Annotated in this window: 15 protein-coding genes; 12 read left to right on the top strand and 3 right to left on the bottom strand. The window is 77.0% G+C overall.

Annotation, left to right across the window (positions count from 1 at the left end; all coding sequences use genetic code 11):
* Window positions 1-363 precede the first annotated feature (363 nt).
* The 10 genes from ABT014_RS26655 to ABT014_RS26700 all read left to right on the top strand — a co-directional run bounded on the left by ABT014_RS26655 (window position 364) and on the right by ABT014_RS26700 (window position 10948).
* On the top strand, window positions 364-1914 hold the full coding sequence (locus ABT014_RS26655) for an ABC transporter substrate-binding protein (RefSeq protein WP_350641732.1): 1551 nt from the start codon (window positions 364-366) through the stop codon (window positions 1912-1914).
* Window positions 1911-2963 carry an ABC transporter permease gene (locus ABT014_RS26660; RefSeq protein WP_350641733.1) on the top strand — a complete coding sequence of 351 codons (1053 nt, stop codon included), beginning with the start codon at window positions 1911-1913 and terminating at the stop codon, window positions 2961-2963. The genes ABT014_RS26655 and ABT014_RS26660 overlap by 4 nt, the downstream gene beginning before the upstream one ends.
* A complete protein-coding gene (locus ABT014_RS26665) occupies window positions 2960-3862 on the top strand; it encodes an ABC transporter permease (protein ID WP_350641734.1) in 903 nt (300 codons plus the stop codon). Before ABT014_RS26660 ends, ABT014_RS26665 begins: the two co-directional genes overlap by 4 nt.
* Window positions 3837-4922 carry an ABC transporter ATP-binding protein gene (locus tag ABT014_RS26670; RefSeq protein ID WP_350641735.1) on the top strand — a complete coding sequence of 362 codons (1086 nt, stop codon included), beginning with the start codon at window positions 3837-3839 and terminating at the stop codon, window positions 4920-4922. Before ABT014_RS26665 ends, ABT014_RS26670 begins: the two co-directional genes overlap by 26 nt.
* Window positions 4919-5935 carry an ABC transporter ATP-binding protein gene (locus tag ABT014_RS26675; RefSeq protein ID WP_350641736.1) on the top strand — a complete coding sequence of 339 codons (1017 nt, stop codon included), beginning with the start codon at window positions 4919-4921 and terminating at the stop codon, window positions 5933-5935. The genes ABT014_RS26670 and ABT014_RS26675 overlap by 4 nt, the downstream gene beginning before the upstream one ends.
* Window positions 5936-6083: 148 nt before the next feature.
* Window positions 6084-7286 carry an acyl-CoA dehydrogenase family protein gene (locus ABT014_RS26680; protein WP_350641737.1) on the top strand — a complete coding sequence of 401 codons (1203 nt, stop codon included), beginning with the start codon at window positions 6084-6086 and terminating at the stop codon, window positions 7284-7286.
* Window positions 7287-7288: 2 nt separating this feature from the next.
* On the top strand, window positions 7289-8476 hold the full coding sequence (locus ABT014_RS26685; protein ID WP_350641738.1) for an LLM class flavin-dependent oxidoreductase: 1188 nt from the start codon (window positions 7289-7291) through the stop codon (window positions 8474-8476).
* The gene (locus ABT014_RS26690) at window positions 8473-9273 is read left to right on the top strand and encodes an alpha/beta hydrolase (protein ID WP_350641739.1); all 801 of its coding nucleotides are present in this window, start codon (window positions 8473-8475) and stop codon (window positions 9271-9273) included. The genes ABT014_RS26685 and ABT014_RS26690 overlap by 4 nt, the downstream gene beginning before the upstream one ends.
* Window positions 9270-9854 carry a flavin reductase family protein gene (locus ABT014_RS26695; protein WP_350641740.1) on the top strand — a complete coding sequence of 195 codons (585 nt, stop codon included), beginning with the start codon at window positions 9270-9272 and terminating at the stop codon, window positions 9852-9854. Before ABT014_RS26690 ends, ABT014_RS26695 begins: the two co-directional genes overlap by 4 nt.
* On the top strand, window positions 9845-10948 hold the full coding sequence (locus ABT014_RS26700) for an LLM class flavin-dependent oxidoreductase (RefSeq protein ID WP_350641741.1): 1104 nt from the start codon (window positions 9845-9847) through the stop codon (window positions 10946-10948). The genes ABT014_RS26695 and ABT014_RS26700 overlap by 10 nt, the downstream gene beginning before the upstream one ends.
* Window positions 10949-11042: 94 nt before the next feature.
* On the opposite strand, the gene ABT014_RS26705 is transcribed toward ABT014_RS26700, so the two are convergent.
* Window positions 11043-11387: an SAV_915 family protein gene (locus tag ABT014_RS26705; RefSeq protein ID WP_350641742.1), complete on the bottom strand. Its 345-nt coding sequence runs from the start codon at window positions 11385-11387 to the stop codon at window positions 11043-11045.
* 316 nt (window positions 11388-11703) lie between these two features.
* Between ABT014_RS26705 and ABT014_RS26710 the strand changes: the two genes are divergently transcribed.
* Window positions 11704-11946: a hypothetical protein gene (locus tag ABT014_RS26710; protein WP_350641743.1), complete on the top strand. Its 243-nt coding sequence runs from the start codon at window positions 11704-11706 to the stop codon at window positions 11944-11946.
* 7 nt (window positions 11947-11953) lie between these two features.
* Here ABT014_RS26710 and ABT014_RS26715 read toward each other — a convergent pair whose 3' ends face one another.
* On the bottom strand, window positions 11954-12649 hold the full coding sequence (locus ABT014_RS26715) for an SDR family NAD(P)-dependent oxidoreductase (protein ID WP_350641744.1): 696 nt from the start codon (window positions 12647-12649) through the stop codon (window positions 11954-11956).
* A gap of 119 nt (window positions 12650-12768) precedes the next feature.
* Here ABT014_RS26715 and ABT014_RS26720 point away from each other — a divergent pair, with 119 nt between their 5' ends.
* Window positions 12769-13368 (top strand): TetR/AcrR family transcriptional regulator, encoded by a 600-nt coding sequence (locus tag ABT014_RS26720; protein WP_350641745.1) that lies wholly within the window; start codon window positions 12769-12771, stop codon window positions 13366-13368.
* On the opposite strand, the gene ABT014_RS26725 is transcribed toward ABT014_RS26720, so the two are convergent.
* Window positions 13284-13853, bottom strand: a complete 570-nt coding sequence (locus tag ABT014_RS26725) for a universal stress protein (RefSeq protein ID WP_350641746.1) — start codon at window positions 13851-13853, stop codon at window positions 13284-13286. The two genes, ABT014_RS26720 and ABT014_RS26725, sit on opposite strands and share 85 nt — an antisense overlap.
* Window positions 13854-14002 lie beyond the last annotated feature (149 nt).

Below are 14002 nucleotides of genomic sequence, written 5' to 3' on the forward strand. Positions count from 1 at the left end.
TGTCGCTGAGCGCCCCCCGCCGGCGGCCCCACCGCCGCCGTGCCGGCCGCCCGCCGGAGCCCGCTCCACGCTCCGCCGGGCCGCGCCACCGCGGGTGAACCCGCCGACTGCAGCACCGTCGCCCGGCGCAGCCCTGCCGCCGCCCGGCCGCACCGGCTCCGGCCCGCCCGCCGCCCGCTTCCGCCCGCCCACGTCTGCTTCCGCACGCCGCGCCGTCCCTCGCCCGGAGGGAGCCGCCGGCCGCCTCCTCCCTCCTGACCCGTCGGCGCACGCCCGCGCCCGCGCCCCGCCCGTGGACCGGTCCGTCCGGCACGGGTGGGCCACGGGCCGCCCCGCCGTGCCCGCGAAAGGTGACGCACGCCCATGACCACTCCTCCCGCCCCCTCGTCGACCCTCGCCAGACGCTCCTTCCTCGGCCTCGGCCTCGGGGCGGGTGCCGCGCTCGCCCTGGCCGCCTGCGGCAGTGCCGGCACCGTGTCCACCGGCGCGGCGGGCTCCACCGGAACCCTCAAGTGGGGCTGGGCGCTGCCCACTTCGTGGGATCCGGTGTTCTCCTCGGCCGGCTGGGACGTGCACGTGCTCTCGCTGGTCTACGCCGGCCTGACCAAGCTGGACGAGCAGGGCGCCGCCGTCCCCGCGCTCGCCTCCGGCTGGACGTACGCCGCCGACGGCACCTCCGTCACCTTCACCCTCCGCCCCGGACTGACCTTCGAGGACGGCGCCCCGCTGGACGCCGCCGCCGTCAAGCAGAGCCTGGACCGGGGCCGCACCGACCCCAAGTCGCTGGTCGCCCCGCAGCTGGCGCACGTCAAGGAGGTGCTGGCCCCCGACGCCACCACCGTGGTGCTGCAACTCACCCAGCCCGACTACCAGTTGCCCAACCTGCTGGCCGGCAAGACCGGTCTGGTGGTCAACCCCGCGGCCTTCACCACCGACGCCGCCGGCCTCGCCACCAAGCCCGCCGGCGCCGGACCGTTCTCGCTCACCTCCTACACCCTCAACGCCAAGGCCGTGCTGCGCCGCAACCCCCGCTACTGGGACGCCGGTTCGATCCGGCTGGAGAACTTCGAGGTCTACCCGCTGCCGGACGCCGCCACCGTGGTCGGCGGTCTGCAGTCCGGGCAGTTCGACGTGGCGCAGATCCCCGGCAGTCAGGTCGAGGCCGCGAAGGCGGCCGGGCTGGAGGTGCAGGAGATCCCGTCGCTGGTGGTGGCGGTGCTGGACGTCAACAGCGCGAAGGCGCCGTTCGACAACCCGGACGTGGTCGAGGCGCTGAAGTACGCGATCGACCGCGAAGCCCTGGTGAAGACCCAGCTGTTCGGCCACGGCGAGGTCAACTACCAGCCCTTCCCGAAGGGTTACGTCGGACACGACCCCGGCTCGGCGGACCTGTACCGCTACGACCCGGACAAGGCGCGCGCCCTGCTCGCCCGGGCCGGCCACCCCGACGGCGTCGACCTGACCCTCACCACCAGCGCCGCGCAGGGCCTGCCCGAGCAGCTCCAGGCCCAGCTGAAGGCGGTCGGCATCCGGGCCACCATCGAGGTGGTCCCGGCCGCCCAGGCCACCCAGATCGTCTACATCCAGCACTCCAAGGCGCTGTTCGCCGACCAGTTCGCCGGCCGTGACTCCGCCGCGCAGGCCTTCCAGGTGCTGTTCGGCGACCAGGGCCTGATGAACCCGGGCCGGACCACCCCGCCGGAACTCGCCGCCGCCGTGGAGAAGGTCTCCCGGACACCGCTGGACTCGCCCGAGTACCCGAAGGCGCTCCAGGCGGCCACCGCGCTGGCGGTGCGCACCATGCCGAACGTCTTCCTCTTCAGCGTCCCGCGCCTGCTGGCCCGCCGCCGGTCGATCTCGCAGATCCCCGCCTTCACCGTGGTGCAGCGCTTCGAAGGGGTGACGGCCTCATGAGCGCGACCGCCCTGCGCACGGTGGCCGGGCCGCGCACCCGGCGGGCGCCGGTCGGGCGGCTCGCCCGCCGGGCGGCCCGGGCGCCCCGGTCGGTGGCCCGGGTGCTGGCCGGCACGGCGACCGTGTTCCTGCTCTCCTCGCTGCTCACCTTCGCGCTCGGCGCCGTCTCGGACGCCAATCCGGCCGCGGCCGTGCTCGGCGAGACCGCCACCCCGGCCGACATCGCCCGCCTGGACCACGAGTTCGGCCTCGACCGTCCACTGCCCGAGCAGTTCGGCAGCTGGCTGGCGCACGCGCTCGGCGGCGACCTCGGACGCTCCTGGTTCACCACCGTCCCGGTGTCCGACTCGATCGCCGCCGCCCTGCCCGTCGACCTGTCGATCGCCGGCCTCGCCCTGCTGTTCGCCGTGCTGCTCGGCGCCGCGGCCGGCATCGGCGCCGCGGCCGGCAACGGCGGCCGGCTGGACCGCGCCGTCACCGCGGTCTGCACCGTGCTGGGCACCCTGCCGGCCTTCGTCCTCGCGATCGCCCTGATCACCGTGGTCGCCGTCCAGCTCCGGCTGCTGCCCTCCGGCGGGTACGTGCCGTTCGGCCGCGACCCCGCCCAGTGGCTGCGGTTCGCCACCCTGCCCGCACTGGCCCTGAGCCTGGACGCCGCCGCCGGGATCGCCCGGCAGCTGCGCACCTCACTGGTGGGCGCGCTGCGCGAGAACTACGCCACCGGCGCGGTGATGCGCGGGCTCCCCCCGCGCCGGGTGCTCTTCGGCCACGTGCTGCGCAACGCGGCCGGCCCGGCGGTCACCGTGCTCGGGATGAGCGTGCCGATGCTGATCGGCGGCGCCGTGGTGACCGAGCGGATCTTCAACCTGCCGGGCATCGCCCAGCTCTCGCTGCGCGCCGCCGAGCAGCACGACGTGCCGGTCATCCAGGGCACCCTGCTGGTCACGGTCGCGGTGGTGCTGGTCGCCAACCTCGCCGTGGACGCGGGCCTGCTGGCGCTCAACCCGGCGGCCCGCAAAGCCCGTTCGGCCGGGGCGGTGCGCCGGTGAGCGCCGTCCGGACGATCGCCCGGCAGCCCCTCGGGCGGGCCGCGCTCGCGGTGCTCGCGCTCGTCGCCCTGCTCGCGGCGGCCGGTGGCCGGCTGGCTCCGCTCGACCCGCTCGCCCAGGATCCCGCCCACCTCCTCCAAGGGCCGGGCGGCGCCCACCTGCTGGGCACCGACTACCTGGGCCGGGACGTGCTCAGCCGGCTGCTCGCCGGTACCGGCCCGTCGGTGCTGGCCGCGCTGGAGGCGGTCGGCGCGGCGATGCTGCTGGGCGTCCTGCCGGGCCTGGCCTCGGTCCGGTTCGCCCCGGCGCTCGCCTGGGCGTCGCTGCGGGCGGTGGACGCGCTGATGACGCTCCCGTTCACGCTCTTCGCGATCGCCGCGGTCGGCGTGCTGGGCAACGGGCTGCACCAGGCGATGCTGGCCCTCGGCGTGCTGCTGGCACCGCTGTTCTTCCGGGTCACCCGGGCCGCCGCGCTCGGCCTCGACCGGGCCCAGTACGTGGAGGCCGCCGAACTGATGGGCGGGGGACGGGTCTACGTCCTGCGCGCGCACGTCTGGCGCAAGGTGCTCCCGACGGTCGCGGTCACCACCGCGCACGCGCTGGCCACCAGCCTGCTCACGGTCGCCTCGCTGACCTTCCTGGGCATCGGCGTCCAGCCGCCGGCGCCCACCTGGGGCGGCATGCTCGCCAGCGACCTCGGATTCCTCTCCCAGCAGCCGTGGGCGCCCGCCCTGCCCGCCGCGCTGATCATGCTCACCGTCGGCGCCCTCAACCTGCTGGCCGACACCGTCCGCGACGCCGACCCGGCGGACGGACCGGCGCTGGACACCCCGGCTTCGAACCACCCCGCCGACACGCCGAAGGAGCAGGCCGATGCCCGCCGACCCGCCCACGCCTGAGCCCTCGCCCGGGCGGCCCGTGCTGACCGTCGACGGACTGCACGTCACCGTGGCCCACGGCCGTACCGAGGCGGTCCGCGACGTCTCCTTCACCGTCCGGGCCGGGGAGGCCGTCGCCCTGGTCGGCGAATCCGGCAGCGGCAAGACGCTTACCTGCCGCGCAGTGCTCGGTCTGCTCGCCCCCGGGGTGGCCGTCCCCGCCGGGCGGATCAGCCTCGGCGACACCGAGCTCACCGGCCTCGACGAGCGCGCCTGGCGCCGGATCCGGGGCAGCCGCCTCGGCGCCGTCTTCCAGGACCCGGGCTCCTACCTCAACCCCTCCCTCACCGTCGGGCGCCAGCTCGCCGAACCGCTGCGGCTCCGGCTCCGGCTGTCGCGCGCGGAGGCCCGCCGCCGGGCCGTCGACCTGTTCGCCGCCGTCGGCCTGCACGACCCCGAGGCGGTGCACGACCGCTACCCGCACGAGCTGTCCGGCGGCATGCTGCAGCGCGTCCTGATCGCGATCGCCGTCTCCGGCGAGCCCGAGCTGCTGGTCGCCGACGAGGCGACCACGGCGCTCGACACCGTGGTCCAGGCCGAGGTGCTGGAGCTGCTCGACCGGCTGCGCGCCGAGCGCGGCCTCGCGCTGCTGCTGGTCACCCACGACCTCGCGGTGGTCGCCGAGGTCAGCGACCGGCTGCTGGTCTGCTACGCCGGCGAGATCGTCGAGGACGGCCCCACCGCCGAGGTGGTCGCCGCCCCCGCGCACCCCTACACCGAGGCGCTGCTGCGGGTCGCGCCGCTCGGTGCGCGCGGCCGGCGCGAACTCGCCGTCATCCCCGGCCGGCCGCCCGAGCCGGGCACCGCCGGCCCCGGCTGCCGCTTCGCCCCGCGCTGCACCTACGCCACCGACGCCTGCACCGCCGCACCGGTCGCGCTCGACCCGGTGCCCGGGACGCACCGCCGCAGCGTGCGCTGCCTGCGGGCCGCCGACCTCGCCCTGCAAGGCGCCGCCGCACCCGACCGCACACCCCCTCGCACGCCCGACCGCGAACCCGACCGCACGGAGGTGCCCGCATGACCGTCACCACCGAGGCGCCGACACCGGCCCCGCCCGCCCCGGCCGCTGCCGCCACCGCCGCGCCGCGGCTGCGCATCCGCGGGCTGGACGTCGCCTACCACCGCGGTGAGCCGGTGCTCAGCGGCGTCGACCTGGACGCCCGGGCCGGCGAGATCCTCGGCGTGATCGGCGAGACCGGATCCGGCAAGACCACCCTGGCCCGCGCGGTCGTCGGCCTCGCACCGGTGACCGCCGGACGGATCACCGTCGACGGCGAGGACCGCACCGCGCTGCGCGGCCGGGCCCTGCGGGCGGCCCGCCGGGCCGGCGCCGTCCAGTACATGTTCCAGGACCCGCTGCGCTCGCTCGACCCCGACCTGACGGTCTCCCGGCTGGTCGGGGAGCCGCTGGAGATCGCCCGGGTGCCCGCCGCGGAGCGCGCCGAGCGGGTGGCCGCCGCCCTCGACCAGGTCGGCCTGGACGGCGCCCTCGCCGGCCGCACCCCCGGACGGCTCTCCGGCGGCCAGCGCCAGCGGGTCGCCCTCGCCCGGGCGATCGTCACCCGCCCCCGCCTGCTGCTCGCCGACGAGCCGGTCAGCGCGCTCGACGCCTCCAACCGCAACCACGTGCTGCGCCTGCTCGACCGGCTCCGGCACGACCTCGGGCCCGCCGTGGTGGTGATCTCGCACGACCTGGACTCGCTCGCCGGGGTCGCCGACCGGATCGCCGTCCTCTACCGGGGCCGGGTCGTGGAGGAGGGCCCCGCCGAGGCGGTGCTCACCGAGCCGCTCCACCCGTACAGTGCGCTGCTCGCGGCCTCCGCCCCCAGCCTCGACCCCGGCCGCCGCGCCGACCTCGCGCTGCTGCGCACCCCCGCCGCCCGGCCGCCGGCCGCCTCGGGCTGTGCCTTCGCCCACCGCTGCCCGTTCGCCGGGCCGGACTGCGCGCCACGGCCTGCCGCCGTCGAGCCCCGCCCCGGCCGACTGGTCGCCTGCCACCGCGCTCCCGACTGGCGCAGCCGCCTCGCCCGCTGACCGTCCGTCGGCCCACGCCGAGCCAGGCTCTCCCGGCCCCGTTCCCACCGCTCTCCCGGAGACCACCCCGATGACCGCCGCCCCGCCCGTCCCCGTACCCCTGCCACCGTCCGCGCCGCGTCCCCTGCCCGCGCCGCATCCCCTGCCCGTGCCGCATCCCCTGCCCGTGCCCGACCTCGGCCGGCTGCCCGACCTGACGGCCGCGCTCGCCGCCCGCGCCGCCGACCACGACCGGGACGCCACCTTCCCGGCCGCCGGCATCGAACTCGTGCACCGCGCAGGCCTGTTGACCGCCACCGTCGACCGGCGACACGGCGGTCCGGGCGCCGGGCTCGCCGACACCGTACGGATCCTGCGGGCGCTCGGCGAGGGCGACCCGGCGGTGGCCCTGGTCACCGCGATGACCCTGTTCACCCATGCCGCGCAGGCCCGGCGCCCGCACTGGCCCACCGAACCGCTGGCCGAGCTGCTCGCCGAGTCCGCCGTACGCCCCACCCTGGTCAACGCCCTGCGGGTGGAACCCGACCTCGGCACCCCCGTCCGCGGCGGGCTGCCCGCCACGGTGGCGCGACGCGACGGCGACCACTGGGAGCTGACCGGGCGCAAGATCTTCTCCACCGGGGCGGTCGCCCTGCGCTGGATGCTGGTCTGGGCCCGGACCGACGAGAGCGTCCCCCGGGTCGGCTCCTTCCTGGTCCGGTCCGACCGGCCCGGCATCACCGTCGAGCCGACCTGGGACCACCTGGGCCTGCGGGCCAGCCGCAGCGACGACGTCCTGCTCGACCGGGTGCGGGTACCGCTCGGCCACGTCACCCACCTCGCGGCGCCCGGCGCCGACGGCGGTCGGGACGCGGTGGGCGGCGCCTGGAACGCGCTCGGCCTGACCGCCCTCTACCTCGGCGTCGCCCGGGCCGCGCGTACCTGGCTGGCCGACTTCCTGCTGGAGCGCACCCCGACCGCGCTCGGCGCGCCGCTCGCCACGCTGCCGCGGTTCCGGAGCGCGCTGGGCGGGATCGACGTCGCGCTCGCCGGGGCCGAGCGGCTGACCGCCGCCCTCGCCGTGGCCGTCGACGCCGGCGAACCCGGCGCCGCCGAGGAGGCCCCCGGGGCCAAGCTGCTCGGCACCCGGGCCGCCGTCGAGGCCGTCCAGCAGGCCGTCGAGCTGACCGGCAACCCGGGACTCACCCGCCACCACCCGCTCCAGCGCCACCTGCGGGACGTGCTCTGCAGCCGGGTGCACACCCCGCAGGACGACACCGTCCTGCTCGCCGCCGGCCGGGCCGGCCTCGCCGCCCGGACGGCCCGCTCCACCTCCTCCACCTCAACCACCATCTCCAGCGAAGGAAACTGACCATGCCCGTCCAGTTCATCGGGATGATCTCCACCCACGACGTCTCCGAGACCCGCCCCGCGAGCGGCCCGGTCGTCGACGCCGACTACACCCGCCGCTTCGCCCGGGCGCACGAGGAGGCCGGCTTCGACCGGATCCTGATCGCCCAGTCCTCCGCCAGCCCCGACCCCAACCAGGTCGCCGCCTACGTCGCAGCCCACACCGAGCGCCTCGGGCTGCTGATCGCCCACCGGCCCGGCTTCATCGCCCCGACCGTAGCCGCCCGCACCTTCGCCACCCTCGACCAGTTCTCCGGCGGCCGGGTCGCCGTCCACGTCATCACCGGCGGCCACGACGCCGAGCAGCGCCGCGACGGCGACCACCTCACCAAGGACGAGCGCTACGCCCGCACCGACGACTACCTCACCGTCCTGACCGAGGCGTGGACCCGGGACGAGCCCTTCGACCACGACGGCCCCTACTACCGCTTCGCCGACTTCCACTCCGAGGTCCGCCCGGCCCAGCGGCCGCGCATCCCGCTGTTCTTCGGCGGCTCCTCCGAGGCCGCCTACCGGGTCGGCGGCAAGCACGCCGACACCTTCGCCCTCTGGGGCGAGCCGCTGGCCGAGACCGCCGAGCAGATCGCCCGGGTCCGGGCCGCCGCCGAGGCCGCCGGCCGCACCGAACTCCCCGGCTTCAGCGTCTCCTTCCGCCCGATCCTCGGCCGCACCGAGGACGAGGCCTGGAGCCGCGCCCATCGCATCCTCGACACCATCCGCAGCCGCGCGGACGCCTTCGGCGGGCGCCGGGCCATCCTGCCCGCCGGACCCGGCGCCACCCCGCAGAACGTCGGCTCCCAGCGGCTGCTGGCCGCCGCGGCCAAGGGCGACCGGCACGACCGGGCCCTGTGGACGGCCCCGGCCGCCGCGACCGGCGCGGCCGGCAACTCCACCGCCCTGGTCGGCACCCCCGAGACCGTCGCGCAGGCACTGCTGGACTACGTCGACCTCGGCGTCGGCACCCTGCTGATCCGCGGCTACGACCCGCTCGACGACGCCACCGACTACGGCCGCGAACTGCTGCCGCTGGTCCGCCAGGAGGTCGCGCGCCGCGACGCCGCCGCCGCGGCCGAGGCCCGGGCCACGGCCGGGTCCGCTGCCGTCGCCGAGTCCGCCGCCCCGCTGGTCGCCGCCGCCGGCGCGGCCCGGTGACCGCCCCCGCGCGGCTCGCCGCCGAGCACTGGGCGCCCGCACCCGGCACCGCCGTCCGCGGCACCGTCCTGCTGCTCCCCGGCCGGGGCGAACACCCCGGCCTGTACGGCAGGTTCGGGCGCCGGCTGGCCTTCGACGGCTACCAGGTGCAGGCTCCGGCCGAGGTGCGCTCGCTCGCCGACACCGGCCACCTCGCCGAGCAGGTCGCCGCCGCCCGGCAGCACCCCGGACCGGTCGTGCTGGCCGGCTCCGACACCGGCGCCCTGCTCGCGCTCGCCGCCGCCGCGGGCGCGGCCCGCCCCGACGCCGTGCTGCTCGCCGGCGCCCCCGACAGCCGCCACCCGGCCGGATCGGGCTGGACCGACGAGCTCGCCGCCCGTACGGCCTGCCCCGTCCACCGCGGCCTGCTCGCCGCGGACCAGGCCTTCCGGCCCGGCCTGCTCGGTGTGCCGGTGGCCGCCGAACTCGCGGCCGCCGCCGGGGCCGCGGCCCCGGACCTGCCCGTGCTCGTGCTGCACGGGGCCGCCGACCCGGTCGTCCCGCTGGCCGCGGCGCGCCGGCTGGCCGCGCGGCTGGGGCGGGCCGAACTCGTCCTGGTCGCCGACGGCGTGCACGACGTCCTCAACGACGCGGCGCACCGCAGCGTCGCCGCCCAGATCGTCCAGTGGCTGGAACGGCTGCGGGCCGGCGGCGCCGACCCGGCCGGCCCGGACCGGCTGCCGCTCCTCCTCGACGCCGGCCCCGTCGCCGCCACCGCCGCCGCCACCGTCGTTGCAAGGGAAGGACACACCCCATGACCGCCGTGGACGAACGCCCCCGCACCGGGCCCACCGCCCCCGCCGACCTGCTCCGCCGGACGCTGCGCCGGCACGCCGCCGGCGTCGTCGTGATCACCGTCCCGGGCCCGGCCGGCTTCACCGCCACCTCGTTCACCTCGGTCAGCCTGGAACCGGCCCTGGTCTCCTTCTACCTGGCGCGGGGTGCGTCCACCGCACCCGCCGTACGCGCCGCCGAGGCGTTCACCGTCCACCTGCTCAGTGCCGACCAGGAGGAGCTGGCCCGCCGCTTCGCCCGCAGCGGGGTGGACCGCTTCGCGGGGACCGCCTGGGAGCCCGGACCGCACGGTACCCCGCTGCTGGACGGGGTGGCCGCCCGGCTGACGGCCCGTCCGGTCCAGTTCCAGCCGGTCGGTGACCACCTGCTGGTGGTCGGCGAGGTGATCGCCGCCCGGACCGACGGCGGCGCGCCGCTGGTCCACCACGACGGCGGGTTCGGCGGCTTCGCCCCCGCCGTCCCCGCCGCCGCTGTCCCCGGAGCCCCCGTCACCGAAGCGCCCGCCCCAGCGGCCGGCACGCCGGGGGAGGGCCGGTGGCACTGACGCTGCACTGGTTCCTGCCGACCACCGGCGACAGCCGCCAGGTGGTCGGCGGGGGCCACGGCTCCACCCCCGGCGCGGCCGGCTCCGACCGGCCGCCCGACCTCGCCTACCTGGGCCAGATCGCCCGCGCCGCCGAGCAGGTGGGCTTCACCGGCGCGCTCACCCCGACCGGGCCCTGGTGCGAGGACGCCTGGCTGACCACCGCGATGCTCACCCGGGTCACCGAACGGCTGAAGTACCTGGTCGCGTTCCGGCCCGGCCTGCTCAGCCCCACGCTGGCCGCCCGGATGGCGACCAGCTACCAGTACCAGTCGCGGGGCCGGCTGCTGCTCAACGTGGTCACCGGCGGCGAGTCGGACGAACAGCGGGCGTACGGCGACTTCCTGGACAAGGCGGGCCGCTACGCCCGGGCCGGGGAGTTCCTCGACATCACCGGGCGGCTGTGGCGGGGCGAGACGGTCGACCACCACGGCGAGCACCTGCGGGTCGAGGGCGCCCGGCTGGCCCGGCTGCCGGACCCGGTGCCCGAGGTCTACTTCGGCGGCTCCTCGCCGGAGGCCGAGCAGGTCGCCGCCCGGCACGCCGACGTGTACCTCACCTGGGGCGAACCCCCGCCGCAGGTCAAGGAGAAGATCGACCGGATCCGCACGCTCGCCGCCGCGCACGGCCGCCGCCCCCGGTTCGGCGTCCGGCTGCACACCATCAGCCGAGACACCTCCGCCGAGGCCTGGGCCGAGGCCGACCGGCTGCTCGCCGGGATGGACCCGGAGCGGATCCGCCGCACCCAACTGGCGCTGGCCCGCAGCGAGTCCGAGGGCCAGCGCCGGATGCGCGAGCTGCACGGGGGTGCGTCCGACCGCCTGGAGGTGCACCCGAACCTGTGGGCCGGCATCGGCCTGGTCCGCGGCGGCGCGGGCACCGCCCTGGTCGGCAGCCACGCGGAGGTCGCCGACCGGATCGAGGAGTACCACCGGCTCGGCATCGAGGAGTTCATCCTCTCCGGGGTCCCGCACCTCGAGGAGGCCTACCGGGTCGGCGAGGGCGTCCTGCCGCTGCTCGCAGCCCGCGGCCTGTGGCAGCGCCCGGCGGACTGAACCCGCGGGCCGGGCGGCCGGGGGAGGGACGCGGGCGGGGGTGTGACGGTCATGCGGTGCTCCTCGGCGTGGTCGCACCGGAGAAGGCGGGCGGTCAGCGCTGGTGCTGCAACGGACGCAGCTCCGTGGCGCTCAACTCGGCCAGCGGGCCCACGGGTTGGGCGACCAGCTGCGGGTCGACCACGAGCGCCGTGATGCCCAGCGGCGCCGCCAGGGCCCGTACGGCGGGCTCGGCCAGGGTGATCCAGCGCTGGTCGGGGCCGAGCGCGGCCCGCAGCCGCCGCTCGCAGCTGAAGGCGACGGCGGTCCGGTCGCCGAGCGGGGTACGGAAGATCCGGGCGGCGCAGCCGAGCGGGCCCGGCCGGACGGGGACGAGCAGGAGTCCGGCCGGGCCGTGTGGGGCGGGCTCGGGATCCTCGACGTTCCGGGGCTGGTCCATGGTGTTCCTCCGCGCGGGTAACGGGCCTGGGTGGCGGGCCTCGGTGACGCGCCTGGCGCCGTGTCCCGGGTCTTCGGGGCGGGCCGCAGGCTCGGTACCGAAGCTATGCCCGCCCGCCGGGCGCCGCGGCCCGGTCCTGACGGTCCCTTGATCCCCGCCGCGGCCGTCCTGACACGGCGTTGACGGCGGACCGGCGCCGCGTCAAGGCGGCGTCAAGGCCGGGCGGTCCGGCGTAGTCGGCCCGTCAAGGCCGGATGCGGCCGGCGCCGATCGGGTCTCCACTGGTGGCAGGAGCACCGAACCGGAAGGAACCACCATGACCACGAGCGTCGGCACCTGCGCCGTTCCCGGGGCCAACGGCTCGCCCGAGAGCCTCCCGACCTCCCGCCGGGGCCAGCTGTCGCCCCGGACCGCCTCCCTCCCGCCAGCCCCGCCCGCCCCGATGGCCGCCCCGATGGCGGCCCCGACGGCCGCGCCGGTCGCCGACGCCGACGCCGGTGACCAGCTGCGCCGGGCGCCGGGCGCGCGCTGCCGGCTCGCGATGGACTACCTGGACTGAGCCGCCGCTACCAGGGCACGGTCTCGCCGTGGCGGTCCAGGAACTGCAGGCCCGGCGCGCCGGCCTGGGCCTCCAGGACGTCGACGACGGCCGGGACGCTCTCCTCCGGCACCAGGGGGGCGTCCGGCCCGCCGAGTTCGGTCCGGTTGTGGCCGGGGTCGATCAGCAGCTTGGTCCGCCCGTCCCCGGCGTAGCGGGTCGCGTAGCTGCGCATCAGCTGGTTCAGCGCCGCCTTGCTCGCCTTGTAGAGCTCGTAGCCGTCCTCGGTGTTGAGCGAGACGCTGCCCTGCTCGGAGGACATCACCGCGACCGTCCCGCCGGGTACGACGGCGCCGCGGAGGGCTTCCAGGACGCGCAGCGGGCTCAGCGCGTTGGTGACCATCACCTCGGTGAACATCCCGGTCGGGACCTCGCCGATCGGCAGGTTGCCGCGGTCGATGGCGGCGTTGACGAAGAGCAGGTCGAGCGGGCGGCCGTCCAGGCGCTCGCGGAGCGCGGCGAGCTGCTCGGGACTGGTCATCTCCAGTGACTCGACCGTCAGCCGTCCGTCCCTGGCGCGGACCTTCGCCTCCAGCTCGCCGCTGCTGCCGCGCGTGGTGGCGATGACCTGCCAGCCGCGCCGGGCGAGTTCGTCGGCGAGCACGAGGCCGAGCCCGCGGGAGGCGCCGATGACGAGGGCCCGGCGGTCCGAGGTGGTGGGCATGAGTTCTCCTGCACTGGTCGGGACTGTTCGGAGCGCCAAGACTAGACGCAACGTCTCGTCTAGACAAGACGTCGCGTCCAGCTTCGGACCGGCCGCCGGCGGCGGGTAGGGTGGCGGGCATGTCCGCCGAGAATGCGCACGCCCCCCGGGCACGGTCCGGCAGCCGGCGTGACGAGACCGCCCGGCTGGCCGTCCTGCACGCCGCGGACGACCTGCTCGCCGAGCACGGCTTCGCCGCCCTGACCGTCGAGGCCATCGCGCGCCGGGCCGGTGTCGCCAAGCAGACGATCTACCGCTGGTGGCCCTCGAAGACCGAGATCCTCCTCGACACCCTCATCGAGGACAGCGCCAAGCGCCTCCCCGTCCCGGTCGACCGGCCCACCACCGAGAGCATCCGCGCCTACCTGCGCGCCTTCGCGCGGTTCGTCACCCGCGACCCGGCCGGGAAGGTGCTGCTGGCGCTGATCGCCCAGGCGCAGCACGACCCCGGCACGGCCGAACGCTTCCGCCAGCGCTACCTCGACCCGCGCCGGAGCCAGGAACGCGACCTGCTCGCCCGCGCGGTCGACGCGGGCGAGATCTCCCCGGCCCTCGGCCCGGACGCCACCCTGGACGCCCTCCTCGGCCCGATCGTCTACCGGGCCCTGACGGGCGCGAGCATCCCCCGCGGCTTCGTGGACACTCTGGTCGACGACCTGCTCCGGCCCGCCCCGGCCTGAGCGGCGCGGCCGTTCCACCGCCCCGGACACGGTGACGCGGCGCCGTCGCGGGCGACCGGCTCCCGTCCGGACGTACGGACCACCAGCACCGCGCAGACCGCGTGCGCCCGGCAGTACCGGTCCACCGAGCCGTGCAGCGCGTGCCGCAGCCGGCTCCCGTCGGCGGCCCCCAGGACCAGCAGGTCGGTGGGCCGATCGGCGGCCGCGACCAGGGCGTGTCCCGGCTCGGCGGCGGCGACCACCAGCGGGCGGATCAGGATCCCGTGCGGGTAGCCGCCGCAGGCCTGCCCGACCACCGCGTCCAGCCGTCTGCGCGCGGCCCGCGCCGCGTCGGCGGGCGGCCCGGAACGGCCGTCCGCCGTCCGGGCCACCACCGGGACCAGGACGGCGCCGCGCCGGTCCGCCTCCTGAGCCGCCCGCCGCAGCGCGGCGAGCCCGCTCGCCGAGCCGTCGACGCCGACGACCACCCGGATGCCTTCGATCATGACGTTCCGCCTTCTATCCGCTCCCGCCCGCCCGCCGGGCTCCACCGCCCGGTGAGGCCGATCGGTGGGGCCGCTCGGCTCACACCTGCCTCCTGCCCGGACCGCCGCTCCCGGAGCGGCCGTTGACGCGGGCGCTACGCACGGCGGCC

The organism is Kitasatospora sp. NPDC094015 (genome assembly GCF_040304075.1).
Classification (GTDB): domain Bacteria; phylum Actinomycetota; class Actinomycetes; order Streptomycetales; family Streptomycetaceae; genus Kitasatospora.